The sequence below is a fragment of the Pseudoalteromonas sp. XMcav11-Q genome (assembly GCF_040104525.1).
GTDB lineage: Bacteria > Pseudomonadota > Gammaproteobacteria > Enterobacterales > Alteromonadaceae > Pseudoalteromonas.
In genome coordinates, this window is record NZ_JBECOX010000001.1 from 653,707 (window position 1) to 676,588 (window position 22,882).

19 protein-coding genes and 1 pseudogene are annotated in these 22,882 nt (G+C 42.8%); 10 read left to right on the forward strand and 10 right to left on the reverse strand.

What is annotated here, in order from left to right; genetic code table 11:
* Positions 1-67: 67 nt before the first annotated feature.
* From ABMY45_RS03115 to ABMY45_RS03125, 3 genes are read right to left on the reverse strand one after another with little or no spacing between them, the layout of a single operon-like run.
* On the reverse strand, positions 68-2,032 hold the full coding sequence (locus tag ABMY45_RS03115) for a pre-peptidase C-terminal domain-containing protein (RefSeq protein WP_349288374.1): 1,965 nt from the start codon (positions 2,030-2,032) through the stop codon (positions 68-70).
* Between the two features lie 11 nt (positions 2,033-2,043).
* Positions 2,044-2,715 carry a DUF1566 domain-containing protein gene (locus ABMY45_RS03120; RefSeq protein WP_349288375.1) on the reverse strand — a complete coding sequence of 224 codons (672 nt, stop codon included), beginning with the start codon at positions 2,713-2,715 and terminating at the stop codon, positions 2,044-2,046.
* Entirely contained in the window at positions 2,712-4,214 is a 1,503-nt protein-coding gene (locus ABMY45_RS03125) for an ethylbenzene dehydrogenase-related protein (protein ID WP_349288376.1), read from the reverse strand. Before ABMY45_RS03125 ends, ABMY45_RS03120 begins: the two co-directional genes overlap by 4 nt.
* Before the next feature lie 184 nt (positions 4,215-4,398).
* Here ABMY45_RS03125 and ABMY45_RS03130 point away from each other — a divergent pair, with 184 nt between their 5' ends.
* Positions 4,399-6,237 (forward strand): di-heme-cytochrome C peroxidase, encoded by a 1,839-nt coding sequence (locus ABMY45_RS03130; RefSeq protein WP_349288377.1) that lies wholly within the window; start codon positions 4,399-4,401, stop codon positions 6,235-6,237.
* Between the two features lie 66 nt (positions 6,238-6,303).
* On the opposite strand, the gene ABMY45_RS03135 is transcribed toward ABMY45_RS03130, so the two are convergent.
* Together ABMY45_RS03135 and ABMY45_RS03140 are read right to left on the reverse strand one after the other, a co-directional pair.
* A complete protein-coding gene (locus tag ABMY45_RS03135; RefSeq protein WP_102057271.1) occupies positions 6,304-7,413 on the reverse strand; it encodes a GNAT family N-acetyltransferase/peptidase C39 family protein in 1,110 nt (369 codons plus the stop codon).
* Entirely contained in the window at positions 7,413-8,861 is a 1,449-nt protein-coding gene (locus tag ABMY45_RS03140; RefSeq protein ID WP_349288378.1) for a RimK family protein, read from the reverse strand. The genes ABMY45_RS03135 and ABMY45_RS03140 overlap by 1 nt, the downstream gene beginning before the upstream one ends.
* A 333-nt stretch (positions 8,862-9,194) precedes the next feature.
* Between ABMY45_RS03140 and ABMY45_RS03145 the strand changes: the two genes are divergently transcribed.
* From ABMY45_RS03145 to ABMY45_RS03155, 3 genes are all read left to right on the forward strand, one after another.
* Positions 9,195-10,022, forward strand: coding sequence for a hypothetical protein (locus ABMY45_RS03145; protein ID WP_010606540.1), 828 nt, complete (start codon positions 9,195-9,197; stop codon positions 10,020-10,022).
* Between the two features lie 833 nt (positions 10,023-10,855).
* Entirely contained in the window at positions 10,856-11,008 is a 153-nt protein-coding gene (locus ABMY45_RS03150; protein WP_206473300.1) for a hypothetical protein, read from the forward strand.
* Between the two features lie 293 nt (positions 11,009-11,301).
* On the forward strand, positions 11,302-12,030 hold the full coding sequence (locus ABMY45_RS03155) for a type II CAAX endopeptidase family protein (protein ID WP_349288379.1): 729 nt from the start codon (positions 11,302-11,304) through the stop codon (positions 12,028-12,030).
* A 272-nt stretch (positions 12,031-12,302) separates the two neighbouring features.
* On the opposite strand, the gene ABMY45_RS03160 is transcribed toward ABMY45_RS03155, so the two are convergent.
* Both ABMY45_RS03160 and ABMY45_RS03165 read right to left on the reverse strand, forming a co-directional pair.
* The gene (locus ABMY45_RS03160) at positions 12,303-13,274 is read right to left on the reverse strand and encodes a transposase (RefSeq protein ID WP_211868213.1); all 972 of its coding nucleotides are present in this window, start codon (positions 13,272-13,274) and stop codon (positions 12,303-12,305) included.
* 122 nt (positions 13,275-13,396) lie between these two features.
* Positions 13,397-13,540 (reverse strand): annotated as a pseudogene (locus ABMY45_RS03165) (transposase); the annotation flags it as partial.
* A 314-nt stretch (positions 13,541-13,854) separates the two neighbouring features.
* Here ABMY45_RS03165 and ABMY45_RS03170 point away from each other — a divergent pair.
* The 5 genes from ABMY45_RS03170 (at position 13,855) to ABMY45_RS03190 (ending at position 17,651) form a co-directional block, all read left to right on the forward strand.
* Positions 13,855-14,040: a hypothetical protein gene (locus tag ABMY45_RS03170; RefSeq protein ID WP_029215937.1), complete on the forward strand. Its 186-nt coding sequence runs from the start codon at positions 13,855-13,857 to the stop codon at positions 14,038-14,040.
* 310 nt (positions 14,041-14,350) lie between these two features.
* On the forward strand, positions 14,351-14,728 hold the full coding sequence (locus tag ABMY45_RS03175; protein WP_349288380.1) for a MerC domain-containing protein: 378 nt from the start codon (positions 14,351-14,353) through the stop codon (positions 14,726-14,728).
* A 23-nt stretch (positions 14,729-14,751) separates the two neighbouring features.
* On the forward strand, positions 14,752-15,390 hold the full coding sequence (locus ABMY45_RS03180) for a DUF1826 domain-containing protein (RefSeq protein ID WP_235368739.1): 639 nt from the start codon (positions 14,752-14,754) through the stop codon (positions 15,388-15,390).
* A 12-nt stretch (positions 15,391-15,402) separates the two neighbouring features.
* Positions 15,403-16,338: an endonuclease/exonuclease/phosphatase family protein gene (locus tag ABMY45_RS03185; protein ID WP_235368738.1), complete on the forward strand. Its 936-nt coding sequence runs from the start codon at positions 15,403-15,405 to the stop codon at positions 16,336-16,338.
* Positions 16,339-16,748: 410 nt separating this feature from the next.
* Entirely contained in the window at positions 16,749-17,651 is a 903-nt protein-coding gene (locus ABMY45_RS03190) for a DUF808 family protein (protein ID WP_349288381.1), read from the forward strand.
* A 54-nt stretch (positions 17,652-17,705) separates the two neighbouring features.
* Here the strand turns inward: ABMY45_RS03190 and ABMY45_RS03195 are convergent, their stop codons facing one another.
* A complete protein-coding gene (locus tag ABMY45_RS03195) occupies positions 17,706-19,481 on the reverse strand; it encodes a sulfatase-like hydrolase/transferase (protein WP_349288382.1) in 1,776 nt (591 codons plus the stop codon).
* Between the two features lie 194 nt (positions 19,482-19,675).
* The gene (locus ABMY45_RS03200) at positions 19,676-20,416 is read right to left on the reverse strand and encodes a VWA domain-containing protein (protein WP_239422237.1); all 741 of its coding nucleotides are present in this window, start codon (positions 20,414-20,416) and stop codon (positions 19,676-19,678) included.
* 406 nt (positions 20,417-20,822) lie between these two features.
* On the opposite strand from ABMY45_RS03200, the gene ABMY45_RS03205 reads away from it, so the two are divergent.
* On the forward strand, positions 20,823-21,689 hold the full coding sequence (locus ABMY45_RS03205; RefSeq protein WP_235368735.1) for an alpha/beta hydrolase-fold protein: 867 nt from the start codon (positions 20,823-20,825) through the stop codon (positions 21,687-21,689).
* On the opposite strand, the gene ABMY45_RS03210 is transcribed toward ABMY45_RS03205, so the two are convergent.
* Positions 21,681-22,856 (reverse strand): alpha/beta hydrolase-fold protein, encoded by a 1,176-nt coding sequence (locus tag ABMY45_RS03210; RefSeq protein ID WP_235368734.1) that lies wholly within the window; start codon positions 22,854-22,856, stop codon positions 21,681-21,683. The two genes, ABMY45_RS03205 and ABMY45_RS03210, sit on opposite strands and share 9 nt — an antisense overlap.
* Positions 22,857-22,882 lie beyond the last annotated feature (26 nt).

Consider the following 22,882-nt stretch of genomic DNA (forward strand, 5'->3'; position numbering starts at 1 on the left):
ATATTCGGTCAGTTTTAAAATGAGCTTGATCGTTACACCAATAACCACCAAGCTCTCATTTACAGGGTTATTGACTTTCTGCTTGTAGAGTCAACCCTGAAAAAGCGGCGTAACCATAGAGCCCAATATGCCAAGTTCCCGCATTTGGATTGGTGATTGTGCACGTTTCATTATTGCCATTTTCATAAGGCCGACATTCGTAGGTATTACTATTTGGTTGTTGACCAAAACGCAGATATAAATCAGCATCTCCAGTACCACCCGATGCCTTTACTTGCAGGCTCTGTGTTCCCTGTGCCACGTCAAAAGTATAATACTGCCACTGACCTTTACTGGCGGATTGATCCAACCATTGCTGGCTATTACCTTGATCTGGAGGAGTGTCAGTATAAACCGTAGCTGTTAACGCAACGCCCGAATAACGCTCATAGCCATCAAGCATGACATAGTAACGACCTGTTTGTACTGGAGTAATTGTACAGACTTCATTATTACCTGATTTATAGGGTCGACAATCGTAGTTTTGTGTCGTTGGTTCCGCATTAAAGCGCACATACATATCTACATCCCCACTGCCGCCCGCCGTTTCAACTCTTAGCTGCGTTGTTCCTGCTGGCACATCAATGTAATAAAGTACCTGAGAAGACTTAGCACCAGTGACATTCGCTTGTGTTTGACCACTGATAAGTTCAATTGCAGCTGGCGGCTCAATAATGGGAGTTTCTATCACAGATAGATTATTGCTTGCTTTGATCAGATTCAGTTCATCACCAATTTCGGCGGCATACCACCATGTCATATTCATAGGTAACGCAAGCGGATCGGCATCTCGCTGCGCCTTAGATAAGGCAGTTGCATTGCTTGAAAACTCAGCAGTTCGAACAGTAAGCTTATCATTTGTCACACTCAACACTTTAAACTGTTGAATACTCGCAAGGTCGATAGTCCAGCTTTTTGGATCATTGGCGCTTCTCGCTGGTGCACCCCAGCTTCCCTCACCCACATAAACGGTGCCGCCTTGGGTCGTTGCAGTAAAGCCATTGCTGGTAGGCGTTAGTGCGTAAGTCAGTTTATTGATATGAGTATCGGACTCTACCACTAAGTTCATCGCATTATTATAGAAGTCTTGTGCCCACCAAGTGTGTAATATGGTGTTGTCTGACTTACCTGAATAGTGAGGATACATCGGCTTGTGATACTGAGCGATACGCCACGTTGCGCTGTTGCCCTGAGACTGTAAGTCGCTTTTCAGCCAATTGTTCATCGCTGTGGCATAGCTCGACCAGCCACTATTTTTAAATTGGCTGTTTAAGGTATAAACCCTTAAAAGCCCCGCCACGTTAAAAGCACCATAGGTATCTTTTGCTGTACACGCACCATCTTGGTCATAATCTACGCCAAATACTTCGCATAGCGTTTTGTAGTTATCGTCTTCGTGATTGCCATGTGTTGCTACAAATGGATAAGTTCGCTTGTATGCAAGGCCATCAATCAAATCATCCGAAAAGGTTAATTGCCAATCTTTTAAGTATTCACGCATTTCAGAAACGGAGTTTGCATTGGTGTAATCGCCACCATGCATAATAAATAGCGGTCGAATTTTAGCGATCAACTCATTGCCTTTACGGCGTGTTGTCCAACCCGTGCGCGTATCACCACCAGCTACAGCAGTGATCCCTGATGCCGTTTGCGGCGCAGTTCTGAACCACAAACGCTGACCGCAACCTTGTGAATCACAAACACGATAATAAACCGCACTATCAGGGGTTAAGCCGGTTAATTTCACAAATGAACTTGAGAGGCCACCATCAAAGGTATGCGTAGCGCTGACCGCAGCACTTTGCCAACTCTGCTCATCCGTTGTGCTGCCATATTTTACAATATGATTAGTGCCTGATGTAGGTGTAAACCCTATTGTTGCTGAAGTGCTTGGACTGGTGTCCCACACAAGACGGTGGTAGTCACTCGCAGCAAAACTGCTGCAAGATAGACCTGCTGCAACCACAAAAGTTGCCATTTGAGTATATTTCATTTCCTTGGTTCCTAGTTTAGAGTAACAGGCTCAGCACGACTTTGAGCCAATGAGAGTGGTGTTGATGGCGTAGCCACCAACATGACAAATGCGGCGTTTGCGTATGGGAGCGAAAGCGCCTCTGCAGATTGAAAATTCACAGCCGTTGCTCCTAACTTTTCACGCTTAAATGACTTGGGTAATGGCACGCCAGCCTCACCACTCCAATAGTCACCATTTTTAATGTGTGGGAAAAAATCACTTGCGATATGGGGTTGTCCGGGACTATTTGGCGTTTGAATTAAAGAGCGTAGCTCATCAGGTGTAGGTAAGCGCCATTCGGCACTACCACATAAAGAAGCTTGGTTGGTTTTACGGATCAGATCTTGGCTATCGCAGTGGGATGCTTCGAAATAACAATCACCTTGATCAGCATGACCAAATTGACCGTCATACCAAGAGTAACTCCAATAGCCATCGTGGATAGACTCATCATCTCGTTTTACTTCCCAGAGCAGATTAAGCTTTTTGTCATAGACACAATGCCAAGGACCCTGCCAGACAGACAAAAACTGCATGTCATTAGTGACTTTAATAAAGCGTGTATGAGTTGGAATTTCTCGCTCAGAGGGGCTGAATAACAAGTAGCTAATCGCCACAGCGGCAATCGCTAAACTAAGTATTAAACGTGAGGCTACGGTCATAGCATATACCTCAATTGAATCGCTCTGTGCTGACGAGTATGCGCGATTTGTGCGTGATCAAATGCCGAAACCCACATGCAAACACCAGAGCGCAGTTCAACATCAAGGGGAGAATGCGTTTGGTGTTTACGTACCAGCTCTAGCGTCCAATAGCCATCGTGCCACTCTCCCCTAGCTCTAACATCGGCTCTATCTCCCTCAAAACGATTTGAACGGTACAACACGGACGGGAGCTGTTCGCCAATTTTCGCCATGTCTCGTTGTGGGTTGTAGGTTTCGCTGGCAAACCAGTCAAGGACTTTGCGCTCAGTGGTATCCGGCGATGGAATTGGCATTCGCTTTGGCGTAACCTCAGTTGGTGAATACCAGCGCCAGTTCATCACATAAGCACCGCTTTCTTTGCCATCAGGTTGATACCCTGCGGTGTAGCGTCTTTGCCCAAGAGCAACGCTTTGAGGCGGCCCAAAAAAATTATCATCGGCCAAGTACATGTCATTGGTTCTCAGCGCTTTCCAGTGCCATAAGTCTCGCGTGCGGCCGTCCGTACTTGCGTGATAGCCCTTGCCATGCCAGTTACGGGGCTTGTCTGTAAGCGGCGCATCGCCGTATTGAACGGTGCCATCACCTCCTAGTTCACAGGTTGTCGATAACATGATGGCAAACTTATCTTCGTAATAAGTGCGCTCGTCAAAGCGATAAAAGCCATTTTCTTGTACTTGCCAACCGTCCGAGGTTTTTTCCAGCGGCAGATGCTCTAGGCTTTCGGTCGGATCTTGCCAGCGGATCAGAAAGAAGGTTTCATCATGGTTGCTCAACGCTTTTATTTCGACCTCACTACTCCCATCCAAGAAGTTTGCACCACCAAATGTAGTTAACTTAATAGGCTTAGCACGCAACCATTCAGGCTCGTCTCCTTTACCGTCTATTTCAAGGTGACTTTGCCTTGATAGCGGCGCAACTTCTAACCGTAAATGCTGATCTGCAACAATAAGCTTTATGCCAAGGCCGCAAAAATACACCAGAGCAATACTGCAACTGAGCAAAATAAGCGCATTTCGGGGCAATAACACGCTCAGTACTTGCTTGCCCTTAAACACCGTGTGCTTTATGCCATGTAACACCAAATACAAAAAAATGCCTGTCGCTGATAACCCATGAATGACTAAACTTAGACTCTCTGGATTGAGCCAAAGTAACCATCCTGTGGCTATACTCAGCACAATAACAAGATACCCAATGTAGTTAACAGCTTTATCAAACTTGCTTGGTGCACCACGAAACGGTGCGCGAATGGTTGCCAAAGTAAAAACAATCGCAATCAAGGTGAGTAAGCAACCAAATAACACATGCATTGACAGCAACGCGCCTTGTGGAAGCAAAGGCGAAAGAAACGCCAGAAAATCATGATTGATAATGCCTAAACGAGGACCTGTCAGTAACCCAACCAAGATAACTATTACCGCCATAACATGAAAAATGGCAAAACTACTTCGACGCACAACCGCTCCCAAACAAATAAAGTAAATTTAGTGTAAACAAATAAATTTACATAAATATTTCATATTTGGAAAGATGAGACTTTCTCATCTTGTGAATCAGCGGCAAGTGTAATGCCGTGTAACTTGATTGTTAATTAGTTTGTACTAAGGTAGTTGGTACTTCCACCGTCACGGACAGTTCAACATGAACAATAGACTAGTAATAAAATATGTAAGTGCAGCAGTGGCTTGCACATTGTTTCTCGCAAGTTGTAGCTCACCAAGTAAAAAACCTTCAGTGCCAAAAGAAACGCTCGACCCAGTTGCAGAATCTGGTCAAGTGCCTGAGCGAGTTTGGCTCAATCAAGGATGGTCAGATAAACTTCGGCAAGACTTTTGGTTCACAGGCCAAGGGTCACAAATCATTCCCTATACTTGGTTTACTTGGTTAGAGCAACCTAACAGTAAAAAGCTCTTTCGCGATAGCGAACATATGGAAATGCTGCGCTACCTGCCCAGTAAAACCGCCGCCAATAACCCTTCAGGCTTGCCCATCGGTTTTGCAGTGCATAACAATCAAACCACGGGACAAGCTTGGGTCGGAATGACCTGTGCCGCATGTCACACTAACCAAATTGACTATAACGGCACAAAAATCTTGATAGAAGGTGCGCCCACCCTCGCCAACTTTGTACTCTTCTTTAGCCGCCTAAATGCCGCGTTAGAAGCGACCCTTAACGATAATCAAAAGTTTAGCCGTTTCGCGATGCGCGTATTAAAAGAAGGGGCATCGCAAGAATTGATTGATGATTTACGAGACGATCTCAAGCATGTGGCGCTTGCAACCGCCGAGCGACAAACCGTTAATGACTTACCCGAAGACTATCCAGACGATTTTACCAGCTATGCTCGACTTGATGCGTTTGGCAATATTCAAAACGCCGGTACGGCATTTGCGCTTGACGACCTTAACAATAAAAATGCGCCCACCGCGCCCGTCTCCTATCCATTTTTATGGGGGACGCACCAGTCAAATGTTGTGCAGTGGAATGCTTCCGCACCCAATATTCCTGTGGTCGGCCCATTAGTACGCAACATTGGTGAAGTTGTGGGTGTGTTTGGTTCGTTATCCATTGAAGAAACACCGGTTTGGCAGCGCGTTTGGGGGAAACATGCTCGATATAGCTCAACGGTAGACTTACATGCGTTAGGGCAACTAGAAGCGTGGGTAAAAACACTTCTGCCACCAGCTTGGCCTGAGCAATACCTTCCAGGGATTGACACCAATAAGGCGGCACAAGGAAAAATGCTATTCCAAGCAAATTGTGCTAGCTGCCATCAATTAATTGACCAAAAAAATCTACTTAAAGATTACGAAGCGGTAAAAGTACCGGTAAAAGAGATTGGTACCGATCCGACTATGTCTAATAACGCCAGCTGCCACATGGCAAAAACATTGTTCTTGGAAGGCACAAAAACCGACATTATCGCGGGAGACAAATTCCAAGCGGTGGATAGCGCTATCGATATCCCAGTAAATGGGGTTGTGGGTCTAGTGCTAAAAGATCCCATCAAAGCAATCGAAGCGGGCTTAATAGCAGAGCGCACCGGGCCAGATGGTAAGAAAACCACCGTGAAAAAATCCATTGAAGAGCGCCTCAAAGTCTATTTGGCAAATAGACAACAGTTAACCCCCAATACTAACGAAGACTGTGTGGATGGTTTTTACGATGCGGGTGTCTACAAAGCAAGGCCGTTAAATGGAATTTGGGCAACCGCGCCTTATTTACATAATGGCTCTGTGCCAAACCTATGGTCACTACTACAATCACCAGAGTCGCGCCCAGATACCTTCTGGGTTGGCAGTCGTGAATTCGATCCTATCAACGTTGGTTATATTACTCATCAAGGCATGAACGAGTTCAAAGTGAACAAAGCCAGCGGTGAAGTGATGCCGGGCAATGATAATAGCGGTCACGTTTACGGCACAACCTTGAGTGACAATGAAAAATGGCAAATCGTTGAGTTTTTGAAAACGCTATAAACGCCGTTTAGCGCTATAAACAAAGGGCCGAATACAGGCCCTTTGACTTATAACCGAAAAGGTTATTTAAAATGACTCGTGCAACACCACCAGCGCACTTAACTTGCTTGCGCCAAACGTCATCATTTTTTCAAAATCCGACCTTGCGATGGGTACTTGCTGGCAGTCGATAGGGTTTTGGTCGTCCTCAACATCAGGGTCATTAAGATATAAGCACAACTCATCCAACCCCGTAATAAGCACCCAATGCGGCGCTTTTTTACCGTTTAGCCGATAAGTGCTGATCAAGGCCAATACCGCACTGCCCTGTAACAACCATTGTTCAACCTGTTCAAGCTTTACATCGGCTTGGTGAATAGCAATATCACGATATTCACACTCTTGACGGAATTGCTCATGAACTAAGGTCATCACCTGCTTTTTCTGCGCGCTTCTCACGCCATCTAAAAATAGCGGGCCCGCCGTATTCACCATCACCTCTGCCGCAAAACCACGGCGCTCCGCAGCCAATGCCAAACCAAATGGGTGACAGCCGCCGTGACCTGCGGTCATAAAGATGGTGGTCGCTTCACGCCATATTTCAAGCTCTAAGGCCTGATCGCCCATACAGCCTGGATCTATACTCGCCATTGCCATCATTAGCGACGCCGGTCCGCAAGTGAAGTCTGTCGTTTGCTGATACCAAGGTGCCTGATGCAACACCGCCTTTTGCGACAGCTTACGCACACATTTTTGCATTCTTAGCGCGTCATCATGATCCGCGTAATAGTTTTGATACTCGCCAAATACACGATAACCCATGCGTTTATATAAGCCGATGGCAGCGTCATTGCGTTTAGCCACTTCTAAACGCATATATAACCAGCCCATTTCACCCGCTCTGGCCTCAAGCTCTGACATCAGTTGGCGTGCGATCCCTTTACCTTGATGATGAGGCGATACCGCCAATGAATAAAGCCTTGCCAGCCGCGTTCCTTGATGCAACCAAAGCAGCCCATAGCCCACAAGTTCCCCTGCCAACTTTGCAGTGAGCAGCAGGCTATGTTCAAAACTGATGTAATGCTTGAGTTGGCGACGACTCAGTCTATCCGCACTAAAGCAGTTTTGCTCCAGCGCATTCAGTGAGTTCAAATCCTGCAGTGTCGCCTTTTCAAGCACCAACGCGGCTTGCAACATTACTTTTTACCTCTCGCTTCAAGGCGTCTTGAAAATTCAGACATCACTTGCATGTACAGCTCGTCACCGAGATATTTGTCTTCAACCCCTTGGTCAATATTCGGGTTATCATTTACTTCAAGCACGTAGGCTTTGCCGTTGTGCTCTTTAATATCAATACCATACAAACCATTACCCACAACTGCCGCCGCTTTTAACGCCGCACGTAACACCGCTTTTGGCACTTCAAAGGTTGGTAGCGTGTCAAACCCACCCGAAAAGTTGCGTTTTGACTCATGGTTATAGATTTGCCAATGGTTACGTGCCATATGGTAACGGCATGCGTAAATTGCACGGCCATTTAATACCCCAATACGCCAATCGTAGTCCGTGTATAAGTAAGCTTGCGCCAACACAATCGCAGAGACGCTCATCAGCTCTTGTAAACGCTCGCCAAGCTCTTCTTTGGTTTTTACTTTAAATACGCCTTTTGAGAACGAACTCTCAGGCATTTTAAGCACCATAGGTAACGATAACTCAGCAATGAGTTTATCGATTACTTGTTCATTACACTGACTCACAAATCGCGTTTCTAAACTTGGCACCTTCTTGTAATTAAAGGCATCATGCAAAAACACCTTATTACAACAGCGTAGGATCGAGCTTGGGTCATCAATTACCACTAAATCTTTTTGCTCTGCTTCTTGTGCAAGGCGATAAGTATGGTGATCAATCGCTGTGGTTTCACGAATAAATAGCCCATCGTATTGGCCTAAGTTGTATAACTCAGCCGCTTCTAATGGATGTACTTTAATGCCAAGCTTTTCACCCGCTTTAACAAAGCGGCTGATCGCCCCTTTATTACTTGGCGGCAATTTTTCATCGTGGTCCACCAGCATCGCAATATCCCAGCGATACTTTTTGTGACTCTTACGTTTGTTCCACTGAGTGGCATGCACATGACCTAATACTTGAGTACAAAACTCAAGCTGCGCCGCCTGTAGAGTCGAAAAGTCTCGACGCTGCACCTGCACACGCACGCCTTTATCTTGCTGCTGTAATGTCACTTTTAGTAAAGGCGCTGGAAATTGCTGAAATAAATACGCCGCCAACTTACTAAACTCAGGCTGTTGGGTTTCGCCCATACAAATGATCAGCTCAGCGTCATCGGTAATCGCAATCCCACGCTTATCAAACCAGGCTTGCGATAAAAACAACGCATTATCGCCATCACGTAAACCGTTAATAACCTTTAGACTCGGAAGTACTTGGTGATTACGCGCTTCAGCAAGTAAAGAGCAGTAATAACCTTGGCTTAAATAACGGCCACAGTCACATAAATTAATCACTCGAAGTTTTGATTCACCGAGCTTTGGGTACTCTTGCAAATACGTTTCAAACGTCACTACGTTATTTGCCAAAGGCAGTACATCTGCATTTTGATCAACAACGAATAGAGTAGATAGCATCTAAATAATCCTTAGGTGGCGATGCGTTAGCACATCAGTACATGATGCTTTAGGCACCCCACGATTTAACATAGGGTTAGTGGGCAAATTCAAGGGCCACATTAAAGTGGAGTAGTTGTAATCTTAAATATAGCACTTGGCAATTGAGTAATTTTGATTCTCAAGATAAATCTTTCTTGCTGTCGGCGTTTGGAATAAAAAGCTTTATTTTCAATCGGTTAAATAAGTTAAAGGTTCGATAAATAAGATTAATGCTAACGATGAAGAAAAATTGCATTATCAGTAAAGTTTACAATACTTAATTGATCAAAAATAAAATAACAGGACTTCCTCATGCAAAGGAAAGCAAATCTTCTGGCCCGACTTCGTATCGCATATGAAACGACTAAAAAAGAACTACTAATATTATTGTTGTTACTTGCAGTCGTTGTTGACATGCTGCCAACTGAATTATTTTTTAGAGTTGAAGTCGCCAACACCATCAAAACAGGGTTGATGTTACCTATTGCATTTATCTTGCTGGAGCTTTTGTTCAAAATATACGATGCTGTTTTGCACAATCGTAGAGAAGTAAAAATAATTAAATCCAATGACTTGTTAGGAGACATTGGTCGACTATGTGAATCTGAACGAGAAATAAATATCAAATATATCGGTGTCGCAGGAAGACATGGCTGGAGTACTGTAATTGCCAGATTTTTAGATCCAAGCTCAGAGATGTGTCTTTTGAGTAAAAAGCAAATAGTCATAGAGATAGCTTTATTAGCGCCGCAACAAGTCGGCTCAATCGATGGTGGTACGGAAAGATATTCTGTAGTCCAATCGGTATTAAAGGAAATAGAATTTACCAAGCAAAGGTTGCAAGCCGAGGGAATGAAACACGTCACGATCAAAACTTACCTTTATGAACATACTCCTAATTTTCTTGGTTTTTTGGTTAATGACAATTATTTATTCACTTCCTTAACCTATTGGGAATATGTTGGCACCGGAGAGAAGTACCTTAGAGGTGGCGGCACTGATTACATTGTTTATGATAAGAACGATGGATTCGGAGGAGCTTATTATCTCAAACGTTTTGAAAGCTGGTTTTGTCATTGCGTAGAAAGTACGCATCAAGAATCATATTGCTCTGAAGAAGCAAAGCATAAAAAGGACTAGCGGTTTAACATGATTAAAGAAGAATAATCACTACTATTCGACTTTCAACATAACGTTGCCGGTAAATTTAGGTTTAAAAAGAGAGCGAACAGATAATACCCATCCCATATTTTCACCGATACAGGGAAGGCACTTCAAAGTTGAAGCTGTCATCTTTTGAATACACAAACTTTAGGTGGGTGTCAGCACAAACTGAAGTGGAATCCCACCCTGTCGGCTACATACCTGAAAATAATTATTATGATTGGCAAATCTAGTTGTTATTGCTCTATAACAAACACAACTAACACTATGATATAATGTGATAAATTTTATTTTATTGATTTTTGTTCTTGTGAATTTTTATGGTAGTTTTATCAAGTCGCATCTTAGGACTCGTACACAGCGAGTCCCCGACTGGAATTGACTAGATTAATGTAAATGGTTCTATACTCGCGGAAGAAAAATATAATGTGAAAGCTTGCAGTCGCAGAAATAACACAAAAAATAAGAGTAAGATTAACAAAGTAGCAAATGCAAGCATATAAACAAAAAGTAAAGTGACATTTGAAGCTGGTACTATGTAAGAGCATGGGGCTTTAATTGAGTGGTTGTTAGAACCCATTTATAGCCTAAAAGGAAGAGTGAGTTAATACCTTACTTAGAAGAACCGAAATAAAAAGATTTTTCTATTTAGGCAATATCGAACAGCCTTGTTAGAAAATAAAACGGCTGACTTTAGTCAACTTTAGCGAGATAGCTAAAGCCAGCCTAATTAACAGCTCATTATCATGAGATATTGAGCAAACTAATCACCCGACACTCTTTTCTAAAAAGAAAGCAAGGCCGGATAAATGAAGTATAACATTATGTGTGAATTAAAAGCAAATGAAATTAAACAAATAAATGGTGGTAGTAGGCTTGTTAAACTGTTACGTTGGTTAGCTCTTGAATCGGACGGCGGAGCAGGAGGAGATAGGTATGGTGCTGGAGGATGGAGACCTTAATTTTAGTTAATTAATCTTAATAACAGTGATCGCTCCACAATCTTAATTGAATAGTTAAACTTAACTAACTGGAGCGACTTTAAAAATATTTAATGTTATAAATTACCTTAACACCTTATAAGTTTATAGGTGTCTGTAAAGTTTCAACCACCTCTTATTTAGTTGTTAAAAACACATCTATTATACTATAGAATTTCAAATTTCATTCGTCCATTTAATCGAATTTGTAACTTTTAGATATATAAAAATGCTGGTTAATTTAACTATTTCAGGCTTGAAATAGAGGGGCTATTGTGGTTGAAGGCGTGTATCATGAGAAATCTAACTTAGATTTCTCTATATTTGGGTGGTGTATCGCATTAAGTTTTGCACCTTCTGTACTATTTAGTTTTATTGTATCTGTTATCTTAGCTATAAATGGACTGAACATTTATGAAACAAAAGATCCTCAGATAGAGGTGATGATAGCGCTTTGGACATCGATTTTATCTCCAATATTATTTTTTCCATTACTAATATATGCCGCTGGCTGTAAAAGCATTTACGAAACACTATCCTATTTAAAATTTAACAAAGTAAAGTTAACTTATATTTTATATGTGATAATTTTTACAGCGCTTTTGGAATTTTCTTTTGATGTTTTTTTCAGTTTCAATAATATTCCTATTGATGGCTTTTCACTTGAAGTTAGAGAATTCATCAACTCATATGAGAAGGCTACTTTAACTGCATTTGCTATTTGCATTATTACCCCTATAATGGAAGAGTTTATATTTAGAGGGTGGTTATTTAAAAAGTTGATTAGTACGACGCTCGGTTCTGTTGGAGCTGTAGGGATTCCTAGTATTTTATTTACACTATTTCATTTCCAAAACCAACAGATATTGCCGCTCATAGTCCTTTTAATTTATAGCCTTATTTTAGGGTTCATTAGACTTAAAACCGAAAATATCAATTATAGTATTGTTGCTCATATGACTTCGAATAGTTACGTTCTTTTTGCACCAATATGGTTCGTTTAATGGAATCGATGATCAAGAGAAATCGATTAGGAAATCGATGACATCCACAGGAATCGATAGGAATCGATGACACCCACTACTATTTGTATCAACGCTGAATAAACTTAGGTAAAAAGGTATAAAATTACTTCAATCACTTTGGTCAAAAACGTTTATAGATAGGCTAATTTTTAGCGCTCAGGCGTATCTATTCAACAAAACAGGTTTATCGCGCACGACAAGGCGCTGTAAATACAACAGTAAGAAATTCTAGAGTTGAAAAGCTTGCTCTGCTAAGCCAACAAACGCTCGCAGTTTGTTAGGTTTGTCCGTCGTCGTTTTTGCAGTGTTTCACAGTAAGCGGTTATTGTTCGCTCTCGACCAACAGCACCGTGGAATACCCGAGAAAACTGCGTAGTGAGTTTTATCCAGTTTTCAGGCTCTATATTTAATCGAGTAAGAATAGGTTGCGCTTCGTTGATATAACCGCGTTTATCGGCGCGAATACATTTGCCCGTGAGCTCAACTAATTCAATATAGGACTTGAATTCAAAGGGCAGGCCTTTAGGCATATGTTTTCGTGGGCTACCAGCAAAGCGTAGTAGGCTTTTTGGTTGTTTGCCCAGCTTAGCGTGGTCGATGCGTTTTTTGATGCTGGTGTAGTCTGAGGTCTCAGGCGTTGCTGCGATTTTGGCTCTAATGGGGTTTAAGTCTACGTAAGCGAGACAAGCTGCCAATGCGGCCTCATCCAGTAATGCTTGGGATTTAAACCGTCCTTCCCAAAAACGGCCTGTACAATTATCTTCTTTATTTGCTCGGCGGGCGATGTCTTCGTTAAGCACTCGCATAAACCAGCTAATATCTGCGAGCCTTTCCCTGTACTTGGCGACATGCTCATCGAATATCAATTGTTCCGATTCATTGAGTGGTTCTCCCTCAACGAGCTTATGGGTTATCCAATTGCCTTTAAACAGCTTGTGCCACCGTATCACAATCGCTTTATCCGACAGACACTTAGCCTTTTTATCATCAACATATAAAACAATGTGGGTGTGATTACTCATCACGGCATAAGCACAGATATCAATACAAAACACGGAGCCCAGCATCAGGAGCTTTTCTTCAACCCAATCCCGGCGGTGTTCATATGATTTTCCAGTAAATTTATCTTCACCGCACAGAAAGGCGCGCCTTACGCAGCGGGAGATACAGTGATAATATTTGGTGTCGGTTAAACTGATTTGTTTTTTACGAGCAGTTGCCATAGTTTGGTTTCCTCAATCCTTTGAGTGCAAAATTAAAGCGTAGGCGGAATCTTAAGAAGGTGCAAATTAGTGGTGGGTGTCAGCTATTTACAAACAGTGGGTGTCAGCTATTTAACAGCTATTTCAACCCAATCACGGCGATGTTCGTATGATTTTCCGGTAAATTTATCTTCACCGCACAGAAAGGCGCGCCTCACGCAACGGGAGATACAGTGATAATATTTGGTGTCGGTTAAACTAATTTGTTTTTTACGGGCAGTTGCCATAGTTTGGTTTCCTCAATCCTTTGAGTGCAGAATTTAAGCTTAGGCGGAATTTTAGGAAGGTGCAAATTAGTGATGGGTGTCAGCTATTTAAGCTATCAGCTATTTAAGCTATTTAATTCATAGGGAGTCAAAAGTGCTCATACATGGGGCTTTTAGCGCTTGCCACATTACAGCATTGTTTAGGCTTGGAGATCACGTTATTAATATATTTAATAAATGTTTTATATATTGATTTTTTGTTTCTCCGCTGCCAGTATAGCCATTAGTAAGTTTCCGATTTGGAAACTTTAAACAATGATTATCAAGGAAATAAAATGAAACTAAGCCTTAAGAAAAGGAACATGAAAGTACTCAATAAAGACAATAGCCACGTTGTTAAAAATGTTACTTTGCAAATTGCTGGTGGTTATAATCGAGGTTATACAGACTTTTATTTTTGTGGGACAACGCATTGTCCATCTGCGTATCCAGAGTGTGAAACTATGGGGTGTAACGCGTAACCTTGCTCCATAGTTGGCGATTACTCATCAATTCATAGGTTTGTTCTGAATCTCAAACTTATGAATTGTAATTCAGTGCATTCCTATTTTATCAAACACCTTCCAAAGTGCCTTTGCGTGTACTTGCTACAACACAGAAAAATCACGACAAGTAGAGATTGACTCTCTGAGTGCTTTAAATATACGTCACTTTTATATGTTGGGCTTTGTATCGAACACTCTTTTGTAGTATGGCTTTTAACGTTTTACTCTTTTTTGATTGGTATGTTATATTGTATCAATTGCGGGCGAGCATGACAAAGGAGAAAGCGTGAACGTAAAAGTACAGTCGCTTGGAGACAAAGCAGCAATTGGGTTATCTATGTTGTGCTTAGTCCACTGTTTAATATTACCTTTTTTATTACTTGTACTTTCTCCCTTCGCGGGTTTATTAGCGCTCTCTGATGAAGCTTTTCACGAGTGGTTACTAATAGCAGTAATACCTATTAGCGTTTTGGCCCTTGGGTTTGGCTATGTGCGGCATAAGTCAGGTCTTGTTGTGGGCATGGGGTTAGTAGGCTGCACATTCTTGGTGCTAGCAACTATTTTAGGTGAACAACGCGGAGAAACCTTGTTCACAGTGCTTGGCTCTATGCTCATCACCTACGCTCATCTTCGAAACTATGCGCTGCGTCGCAATTTTCACTAAATAAAACCCTATTTGGAGTTACTATGAATAGCCTTATGCCTATAGAGCCGTTGCTTGACGTGGACTCAGTGCATCATCAGCAGTCAGAACATGCAACTGTGTTAACCAAGATTTATGAGTCCAACACCAATATTGTGATTTGGCAACATGCATTATCACCTGCTTTGAAAGCAGAGTTTGGCCACTACTTAGAAACAGCAAAAGAGATAGAATTAGCGCTACAAATTGCGACTAGCAATATCACTTGCGAAGTTAGTGATCCGTTAAAGCAGATGAATTTTAGCGATGCGATGGTGGCGCATATTATTGAAATAGTAGATATGTTTAGCTGTTTATTTGAACTTCGCATAGTTGGTTTACGGTTAAAAATGCTCGAGACTGCAATGTGCCCGAAATTTCATGTTGATAAAGTACCTGTACGACTGGTGACTACACTAGCAGGCGCTGGCAGTGAGTGGCTTAGAAACCAGCATGTATCAAGGGATGGCAACAAACTGACTGTTGTCCCGGAAGCAGACGCAATATCACTAGCCTGTGGGGATGTGGCATTATTAAAAGGCGAGCGTTGGGAAGGCAATGAAGGCCGTGGCTTAGTGCATCGCTCACCAGCAGTAGTAACAGGGGAAAAACGATTGCTACTGACATTAGATTTTATCGCATAGACTGGATTTATTATGACAACAAAATTAACTGCATTTGTATTTAGCGCTATTTTTAGCCTCTCGCTTTTGGGATGCCAGTCAGAGCCTACAAATATCGGTACTTCCGCGGTAAGTGGCCAAGCAACCGTCGCTCCGCTTAAAATCGCGACTTGGAACATGGAGCATTTAGCATATCCATCGAACACAGGGTGTAGGCCTCGTGATGAGCAGGAGATAAGCGCACTGCGCGATTATGCAAAAGGGCTTAATGCAGATGTTATTGCGCTGCAAGAAGTCGCATCGGTTAAAGCATTAGAGCAGGTCTTTCCAAGTAGTGAGTGGCAATTACTGATTTCAAGTAGAGCTGATAGCGCGACGTACGACTGTAGAGGAAGTGGCAACGTCTCTACACAGCAGAAAACCGCTTTTGCAATTAAAAATAGCCTTGCCTCAAGCAAAGTGGATAACGTGAGCGAACTTAGCGTGGATGTTGAAGGGCTAAGACATGGTCTAGTTGTGACCTTAGATACTCAGTTTGGTGAGCTTTCACTGCTTAATGTCCATCTTAAAAGCGGCTGTTTTGTTGATAACTACTCGACATCGGATAAAAAACCCTGTCGATTGCTGGCAGAGCAATTACCAGTACTCAAGTCCTGGTTGAAGAAACACGCAAATAGCAACACCATTGTGTTGGGCGACTTTAATCATCGTTTAAGCCATGGCGACAATCAATTTTGGCAGCAGTTAACCAAGCACCAAAATAACGCCTCTACACCTTTGATAAATGCAACTAAGACGCTGACAGGTTGTCACCCTCGTTACCCTGTGCCGATTGACCATATATTACTGAGCAACAAACTTGCAAACACGGTAAAATTCGCCCCCAGCGTACACTTTTTTGCGGATATGTCTGAAGAGAAAATGCTCAGCGATCACTGCGCTATTTCGGTGTCAATTAGCGTGCGTTAAGACTGTTGCTAGTTGTACTAAAAGGGAGCGCATATAGCCAACCGCTGCCGTGCAAATATTATCAAGGTCTAATCAACAAAAAAAGCAGCATCTTTAATGGCAACTTTAGTGTTGAAATTAGACCTTATTTGCTTTTGCTAACGGCTTCTGTTGTCGTGATTGGATAAAAGGGTATGAGGCTTATCTAACGGCATAGCAGGGCGACACTACGCCTTTGATCCCTTGGATCCAGTATAAAAAATTACCGAGCCGAGAGAATTAAAACAACATTTAAGTTGTCTTGAAGCGGTCATGCCTGCAATATCATGTTTGGCCTATGATAAAAATATTGTGTATTAGGGCCTGTTGCTAACATAAGCAGCTATTTGACAACCGCACTTAATGAATAACTTAAACGAAAGGAGTGTGCTATGCCATCCGCAAACTTACTTGCCTTGCTCGATGATGTCGCTGCGCTAACAAAATTAGCCGCAACCAAAACCGCTCCGGTGTTAGGAGACGATCTCGCCGTCAACGCAGAGCAACTCTCGGGCGGGATCAAACCAGATCGGGAGCTTGCAGTGGTATGGAAGGTGTTTAAAGGCTCCTTGCTAAACAAGTTTATTTTAGTGCCCGCTGCTTTGGCTTGCAGTTACTTTGCGCCGTTTATGATCCCCATTATGCTAATTTTGGGGGCGCTGTACTTGCTGTTTGAAGGTGGCGAAAAAATTCTCCACGCTATTTTTCACCGTCGGGAACAACAGCAAGAAACCGATGAGTTTGTCAAAGCGCTTGAGGATGAGCGTGTTGACTTAGTCGAGTTTGAAAAAGACAAAATCAAGGGCGCTATCGTTACCGACTTTGTTCTATCGGCGGAAATTATCATTATTGCGCTGGGGGCGATTGCTGATCAGCCTTTTGAAAAGCAAGCAATAGTCCTTTCGTTAATTGGGCTTGCACTGACAATCGGGGTTTACGGAATCGTGGCCCTGATTGTTAAGCTTGATGATATTGGTTTAGCCATGATTAAGGACGCAAGTAAGACTACACTTGCAGCGATAAAACGTGGGGTGGGGACGGGGCTGCTTTATTTTGCTAACGGTCTGATGAAGTTTTTGTCAGTCGCCGGTGTGCTGGCAATGCTTTTAGTTGGCGTTGATATTTTGGCTCACCAGTTCCACTTACTTGAAGAAATTGTTCACGCTATTGAAAATCTGATCCCTGCATTGAGCTGGCTTTTGAGTATTATCGCCAAGCTTGGGTTGGGTGCAGTGATTGGTGTCATTATTGCGGCGGTGTTAAGTCAGTTGTTGGCAATGTTTAAAAAAGCATAAATATCTATATCGCAAGTAGCCGTATATTTCAGGGCTACTTGCAGAGCCTTTCGATTACCTTCTAATCGGCACTTGCTGGTTGACTGGCTTTTGCGGTGCTTCATTGAGGTTTTGTGGTAATAAACGTTTGGCTTTACGCTGCTCCCGTAGCGTAAATTGCAGCGCTTTTAAAATCCGCGCATCCAATGGCGTTTCGCAAAACGGGCTTAACAGGTTGTTCTCTTCCGTCGGATCTTCACTCAAGTTATAACACTCGTATTCACTGGGAATGAACTGAGTGGTTGTTATTCCGTCTGGGTTGCTGACGCCAATGACATTACTCACAGACGATTGCGTGGTAGGCTCATCGTTAACACCAAGATCAACTAAATTCGGGTCTTGCTCATAGAATCGAGCGTTATCAAAATAACGCACAAACTTCCATTTCGTATCACCGCTGATATCCGGTAGTTGCGTTATTACAGCTTCGATATGGTTCGGTTGGATAATACTATTGTAAGCTTTACCGGTAAGCATATTCGTCATATCACTGCCAACTTCGATGTTGTCATCGGTCATAAAGTAAATGGCTTCTTCTTTGGGCGACGCTTCACCTAAAATGACGTTGGATAGGTTTCTGCCAACGAGTGGCTGTGCCTCACTGTGATCTTTAGCAAGCTGAGTACGAGTTTGCTCAATATCTATATCCGCTAGACCAAGCAGGGTAGGCAGTAAGTCGATATGTGATGTGGTGATATCAAGCTGCTTAGGTTGATTGAAAAGCACAGGATTAGAAATAATAAACGGCACGTTTAATACTTCTTGATACGCGGTGTACCATTTTTGATGTAGACCGCCGTGAGCACCCAGTAGCTCACCATGATCTGAGGTAAAAATGACAATAGTATTTTCATAAAAAGATGACTGCTTTAATGCGTTAAATACCTGTTCTATATGCTTGTTCACTTCTGCGATAAGGTAGTAATAAAACTGTCGATAGGTTTCATCTGGTGGCTGTGGTAGATACATATGCGGGTACATAAGCTGATAGTCTTTTTGGCATCTAGGCTTGTCCATTAAGCTTTCAGTTTGGCTTGGGGCTGGCGCAACACTTGGAAGGTTACCGGCTTCTTTTTCGGCATAAAAGTTGGAAAACCAATCTTTTTGTCCCATTAATACAATGTCATGAGGGTTTACGAATGAAGAAACCAGTAAAAATGGTGTTTGGTCGCCGTTTTGTGCCTTTTCTTCAAGTTGTTTAAGGGTTTCACAAACTTGATTGGCAAATCCCGGATCTCGAGACGTACCTGAATTGTTCTCTGCAGCGCCATGAGGTTCAGGACCTATCCATTGACTAAAGCCAAACTTATCTAGACGCTCTGCGCGCTCATAGAGAGCTTGTTTTGCTGGGTAAGGCTCTCCAGTTTCAGAGTTACTATACAGCGCTTGCTGACTTCCCGGCACGATAATATCCTCATCGGAGAGGTGCCATTTACCACGATAATAGGTTTGATAACCCGCTTCGCGAAACCAAGAGCCCATGGTTGGCACAGTATTGGGAGTCAGCCAGAACATGTTTTGATCAAATGACGACTTGCCAATTCCTGGAGTTTGGCTCACGCCGTGTAGGGATGGATATTGTCCCGTGTAAATGGATGTTCTACTTGGTGCGCATGCCGTCGCTGCTGCATTATGATTCATGAATTCCATGCCACAGCGGCGCATTTCTGCCATGCACGCACTGTGCTTGAGTCGATACTCTTTTGCTTGTGAATTTTCGTAAGGCGGAGGGAAACGCTCTTCATCTGTGGTAATGATTAGAAAATTCGGTTGTTTGCCATTAATCTTCATTACAATCTCCTTTTAACTTGCACAGGGCAAATGCCCACGGAGAGTGTAGTTGAAGATCCTTAGGTATTTGCGTTTTATGTAATTTAATTGTTTTTTATTTTAAATAATGTGTAAAAACAACATTCTGTATTTTCTCAACGGCGAATAGAAAAAAGGCCTTATCGGCCTTTATATATGCTTTGGTATTTGGTGAGTTACCAATCGCCTGGGTCGCCGCCATCTGAGTCGCTGATCTCTTCGTAAGTACCGCCGGTGTCAATACTCAGCTGTTTAAGAAACTGAAATGTAGGGGTACTAGATACCGACTGAGATGCAGATGAAACATCTAATACATACATCTTATCTTTATTAGCCAGAATATTTTGCACTGTGCCTGTATAGATTGTGGCATTGAATTGCACTGGTGGTAGCTCAAACAGGTATTTAGAGGTTACGCTCGTTTGCCAATTTGAGCCGCCACAGCTAGAGACTGGACTGTCATTTTCGCCGCCATCAGTAGAACCATACACTCTTAGCAGTGCGCCATTAGCGGCTTCCGTTGAGTAATTTGCTCTTAACTCATCAGCGCCATCACACATAGCTTGTGCAAGTGCAGTTAGCCCCGAGCACCCTTCTGGATCTAGTTGATAGAGTGCCATCATTGCCGCATTGAAACCGACAAACCCGTTAGTTAGAGATTGAATTTGACCGCCACTAGCAAACGTTTTCACATTTAACTGTTGGCCATTAATTGTGGCATCTAGAAAGAACTTTGATACTTTTTGCACTGCCTGTTGCTTTGAGAATGAACATCGGCTTTGTCCATCTGGGCGCAACGTGTTCATTGAACTACTGCGGTCTAAAAAAAGCACGCCATAAGATTCAGGCGCAGCGAGCGAATTGAAACTCGACATTGTGGTTGCCAATGCAATGGCAGATACTAAGATTTTCATCATTGTGAACTCCATGTCAAAAGGTACCATTTGCATTATCTAATCGGAAAACCTCAAGGCTGCGACAAGATATTGTTCAAATGGTGTAAGAAGTATCTGGCTGTACTGCTGATGCAGATACATGATTTGCGCAAGTAAATAAAATGAACCTAGTTGGTTGCAAATTTGTTGCGCAGCGTAAGGGTAGGGTAGATTCTGATTTTATCCATTACACCACATTACAGCGATAATTTATTTTTAAAACATAATGTTACATTGAATTGTGAAGTAAGTTTCAGTGTTTTCAGTATGTTATGTTTAGCTGCTTGATATTATAGCGGTTGCGATTTAGTTTCTAAAAAATATACAGTAGGATGAAGTAAACTGTATTCAAAAGTACGAAATAATAAAAACAATGACAGGAAGTTTTATGAAGCGATATCTATTTTCTCTTTTAGGTTTAATTGCAATCGTCGCTGCTGGTTGGAAGTTTACCCAGTACCAGTCTCATTACACTTCAGATTATGTTGATGTAGTGTTGTCTTCACAAGTGCTTAATGAAGATCGAAAGGTCTTTATTCGCCTCCCAAAAGGATATGACAAGGCACATAGTTATCCACTCATTATTCGCACCGACGGCAACTTTAATCTCGCGCGGTGGGATGAGGTACTAAGCAGCCTTGCCGAACAAGGTAGGGTAGAAGATGCCATTTTAGTGTCTATTCCCAATCAATTTTGGACTGAGACCCGCAACCGCGACTTAGTACCGCCTTATGCTCGACAAGATGTTGCGATTGAGGCTCGTCCAGAGAGTGACAATGATCCTGCCATTTTTGGTCGTGCAGATCGTTTTTTGCAATTTGTTGAAAGCGAGCTGTTACCCTATTTAGAAGCTAACTACTCAATTAACGACAACCGTGTGTTAAGTGGGTTCTCTGCTGGTGGAAGTTTTGTACTTTATACCATGGTGACTAAACCTGCGCTTTTTGATGGCTACTTTGCTTTTAGTCCTGCTGCGTGGTATGACGACTCGGTTGTCGTAAAAGAATTCGCAAAAAGCCTAGCCAATATTCAAGGCAAACCTAAGTATATTTACCTCTCCATAGGCGGTGCTGAGAATGACATCATTACGGGGTCATTTCGCGGTTTATTAGAGGCACTTGAACAGCATGCGCCTGCCAATGTGCGTTGGGGACACAGCATTAGCGAGGGCGCGGGGCATTCACAAAATCCAGTGGTTTCCGTGCCACTTGCCTTGAGTGAGTATCATCACTTTAGAAAAAATCAGTTAATGTAAGTGTTGCAATGCTTTGATTTCAGAGAGCAAATGTTTTTGTTCACTTTCACTTAGCCCTTCAAGCTTAAGCATGGCTTGGTAGGTCTTTAATAGTGATGGCTTATCTCCTTTTTGCTGATAAGCCATGGCCAATTGCTGCAGTGCATTGAGGGACGCTGAGTTGTGCTGGCTCACAAAGCTGAACAGGTTGATGGCCGCAGTGAAGTTACGTTCGAATAGGGCGCCATACCCGAGCGAAGTCAGTGCGTCGTAGGGGTAAGTCTTGAGTCCGTAAAGCGATTTAGCGATGGCAACATGATTTTCCAGCTGAGTGACACCCGCGGCCGCTACCTTCAAGGATGGCTGATAATGGTTAAAGAGGTGCTGCAGACCATGATAATAGCTTGGGTAGACGACGCTCATATGGGATTCGCCGCTAAAGTGCTGCGCTTTGAAGTCAATTCCATTTGGCTTTCGCCAAGCATCATTAAGACGTTGAAATGGCTGCGTTATGATTGCGCTTTCGTCAGCCATGCTGATGTAGATACACTTGTTGATTAACGCTTTTGCCAGTAAGTCATTTAATAATCGCTCTTTATCCCACCAAAGGCTTGGACTTGCCAACATCACACCATTAAATAAATCGGGTTTTTCAAGTAGCGCATAGGTTGCAAACAGCCCACCGAATGAGTGTCCTGCTAACGCGCGATAGCCTGATGTGCGATAATGCTTGTCTACGTAAGGGATGAGTTCTTTGTCGATAAATTGCAGTAGCATTTCTGCACCGCCCGGATTTTGCTGCCGTGTTGGACCTGCAAAATGTCCCAGTACCGCAAGGCTACCTTTGCGATAAGACGGGGTCAGATCTCGAGTGCGGTGTTCGTTGGTTTCGATGGCAACAATGATAAGTTCCGGTATTTTATGTTGTTGTGCCAAGAAGCGAGCCGCTGAAGCGGTATGTTCAAGATTGCTCTGGCCATCAGTTAGATATAACACTGGATAGCCTGTATTGCCTTGCTCATAGCTTGGTGGCAGGACGATATGAACCGTTCTTTTTTGCGAAAAATAAGCGGACGAAAGCTGCAGTGTCGAGTTCGAATCTACTGATTTATTAGCAATAGCGCTACCAATTGACAGCAACGTAAAAATAGCCACGATAACAATGTGAGTAACTAACCTAGCTTGCATAACCGCTCGTTCCTTGCTTAAAAATC

Excerpts from the sequence above, each read along its gene's own strand:
- ABMY45_RS03120 (WP_349288375.1), bottom strand. The coding sequence starts at position 2,715 with ATGACCGTAGCCTCACGTTTAATACTTAGTTTAGCGATTGCCGCTGTG.
- ABMY45_RS03180 (WP_235368739.1), top strand. The coding sequence starts at position 14,752 with ATGAATAGCCTTATGCCTATAGAGCCGTTGCTTGACGTGGACTCAGTG.
- ABMY45_RS03200 (WP_239422237.1), bottom strand. The coding sequence starts at position 20,416 with ATGATGAAAATCTTAGTATCTGCCATTGCATTGGCAACCACAATGTCG.
- ABMY45_RS03185 (WP_235368738.1), top strand. The coding sequence starts at position 15,403 with ATGACAACAAAATTAACTGCATTTGTATTTAGCGCTATTTTTAGCCTC.
- ABMY45_RS03205 (WP_235368735.1), top strand. The coding sequence starts at position 20,823 with ATGAAGCGATATCTATTTTCTCTTTTAGGTTTAATTGCAATCGTCGCT.
- ABMY45_RS03150 (WP_206473300.1), top strand. The coding sequence starts at position 10,856 with ATGAAGTATAACATTATGTGTGAATTAAAAGCAAATGAAATTAAACAA.
- ABMY45_RS03115 (WP_349288374.1), bottom strand. The coding sequence starts at position 2,032 with ATGAAATATACTCAAATGGCAACTTTTGTGGTTGCAGCAGGTCTATCT.
- ABMY45_RS03160 (WP_211868213.1), bottom strand. The coding sequence starts at position 13,274 with ATGGCAACTGCTCGTAAAAAACAAATCAGTTTAACCGACACCAAATAT.
- ABMY45_RS03210 (WP_235368734.1), bottom strand. The coding sequence starts at position 22,856 with ATGCAAGCTAGGTTAGTTACTCACATTGTTATCGTGGCTATTTTTACG.
- ABMY45_RS03135 (WP_102057271.1), bottom strand. The coding sequence starts at position 7,413 with ATGTTGCAAGCCGCGTTGGTGCTTGAAAAGGCGACACTGCAGGATTTG.
- ABMY45_RS03190 (WP_349288381.1), top strand. The coding sequence starts at position 16,749 with ATGCCATCCGCAAACTTACTTGCCTTGCTCGATGATGTCGCTGCGCTA.
- ABMY45_RS03130 (WP_349288377.1), top strand. The coding sequence starts at position 4,399 with ATGAACAATAGACTAGTAATAAAATATGTAAGTGCAGCAGTGGCTTGC.
- ABMY45_RS03170 (WP_029215937.1), top strand. The coding sequence starts at position 13,855 with ATGAAACTAAGCCTTAAGAAAAGGAACATGAAAGTACTCAATAAAGAC.
- ABMY45_RS03145 (WP_010606540.1), top strand. The coding sequence starts at position 9,195 with ATGCAAAGGAAAGCAAATCTTCTGGCCCGACTTCGTATCGCATATGAA.
- ABMY45_RS03140 (WP_349288378.1), bottom strand. The coding sequence starts at position 8,861 with ATGCTATCTACTCTATTCGTTGTTGATCAAAATGCAGATGTACTGCCT.
- ABMY45_RS03195 (WP_349288382.1), bottom strand. The coding sequence starts at position 19,481 with ATGAAGATTAATGGCAAACAACCGAATTTTCTAATCATTACCACAGAT.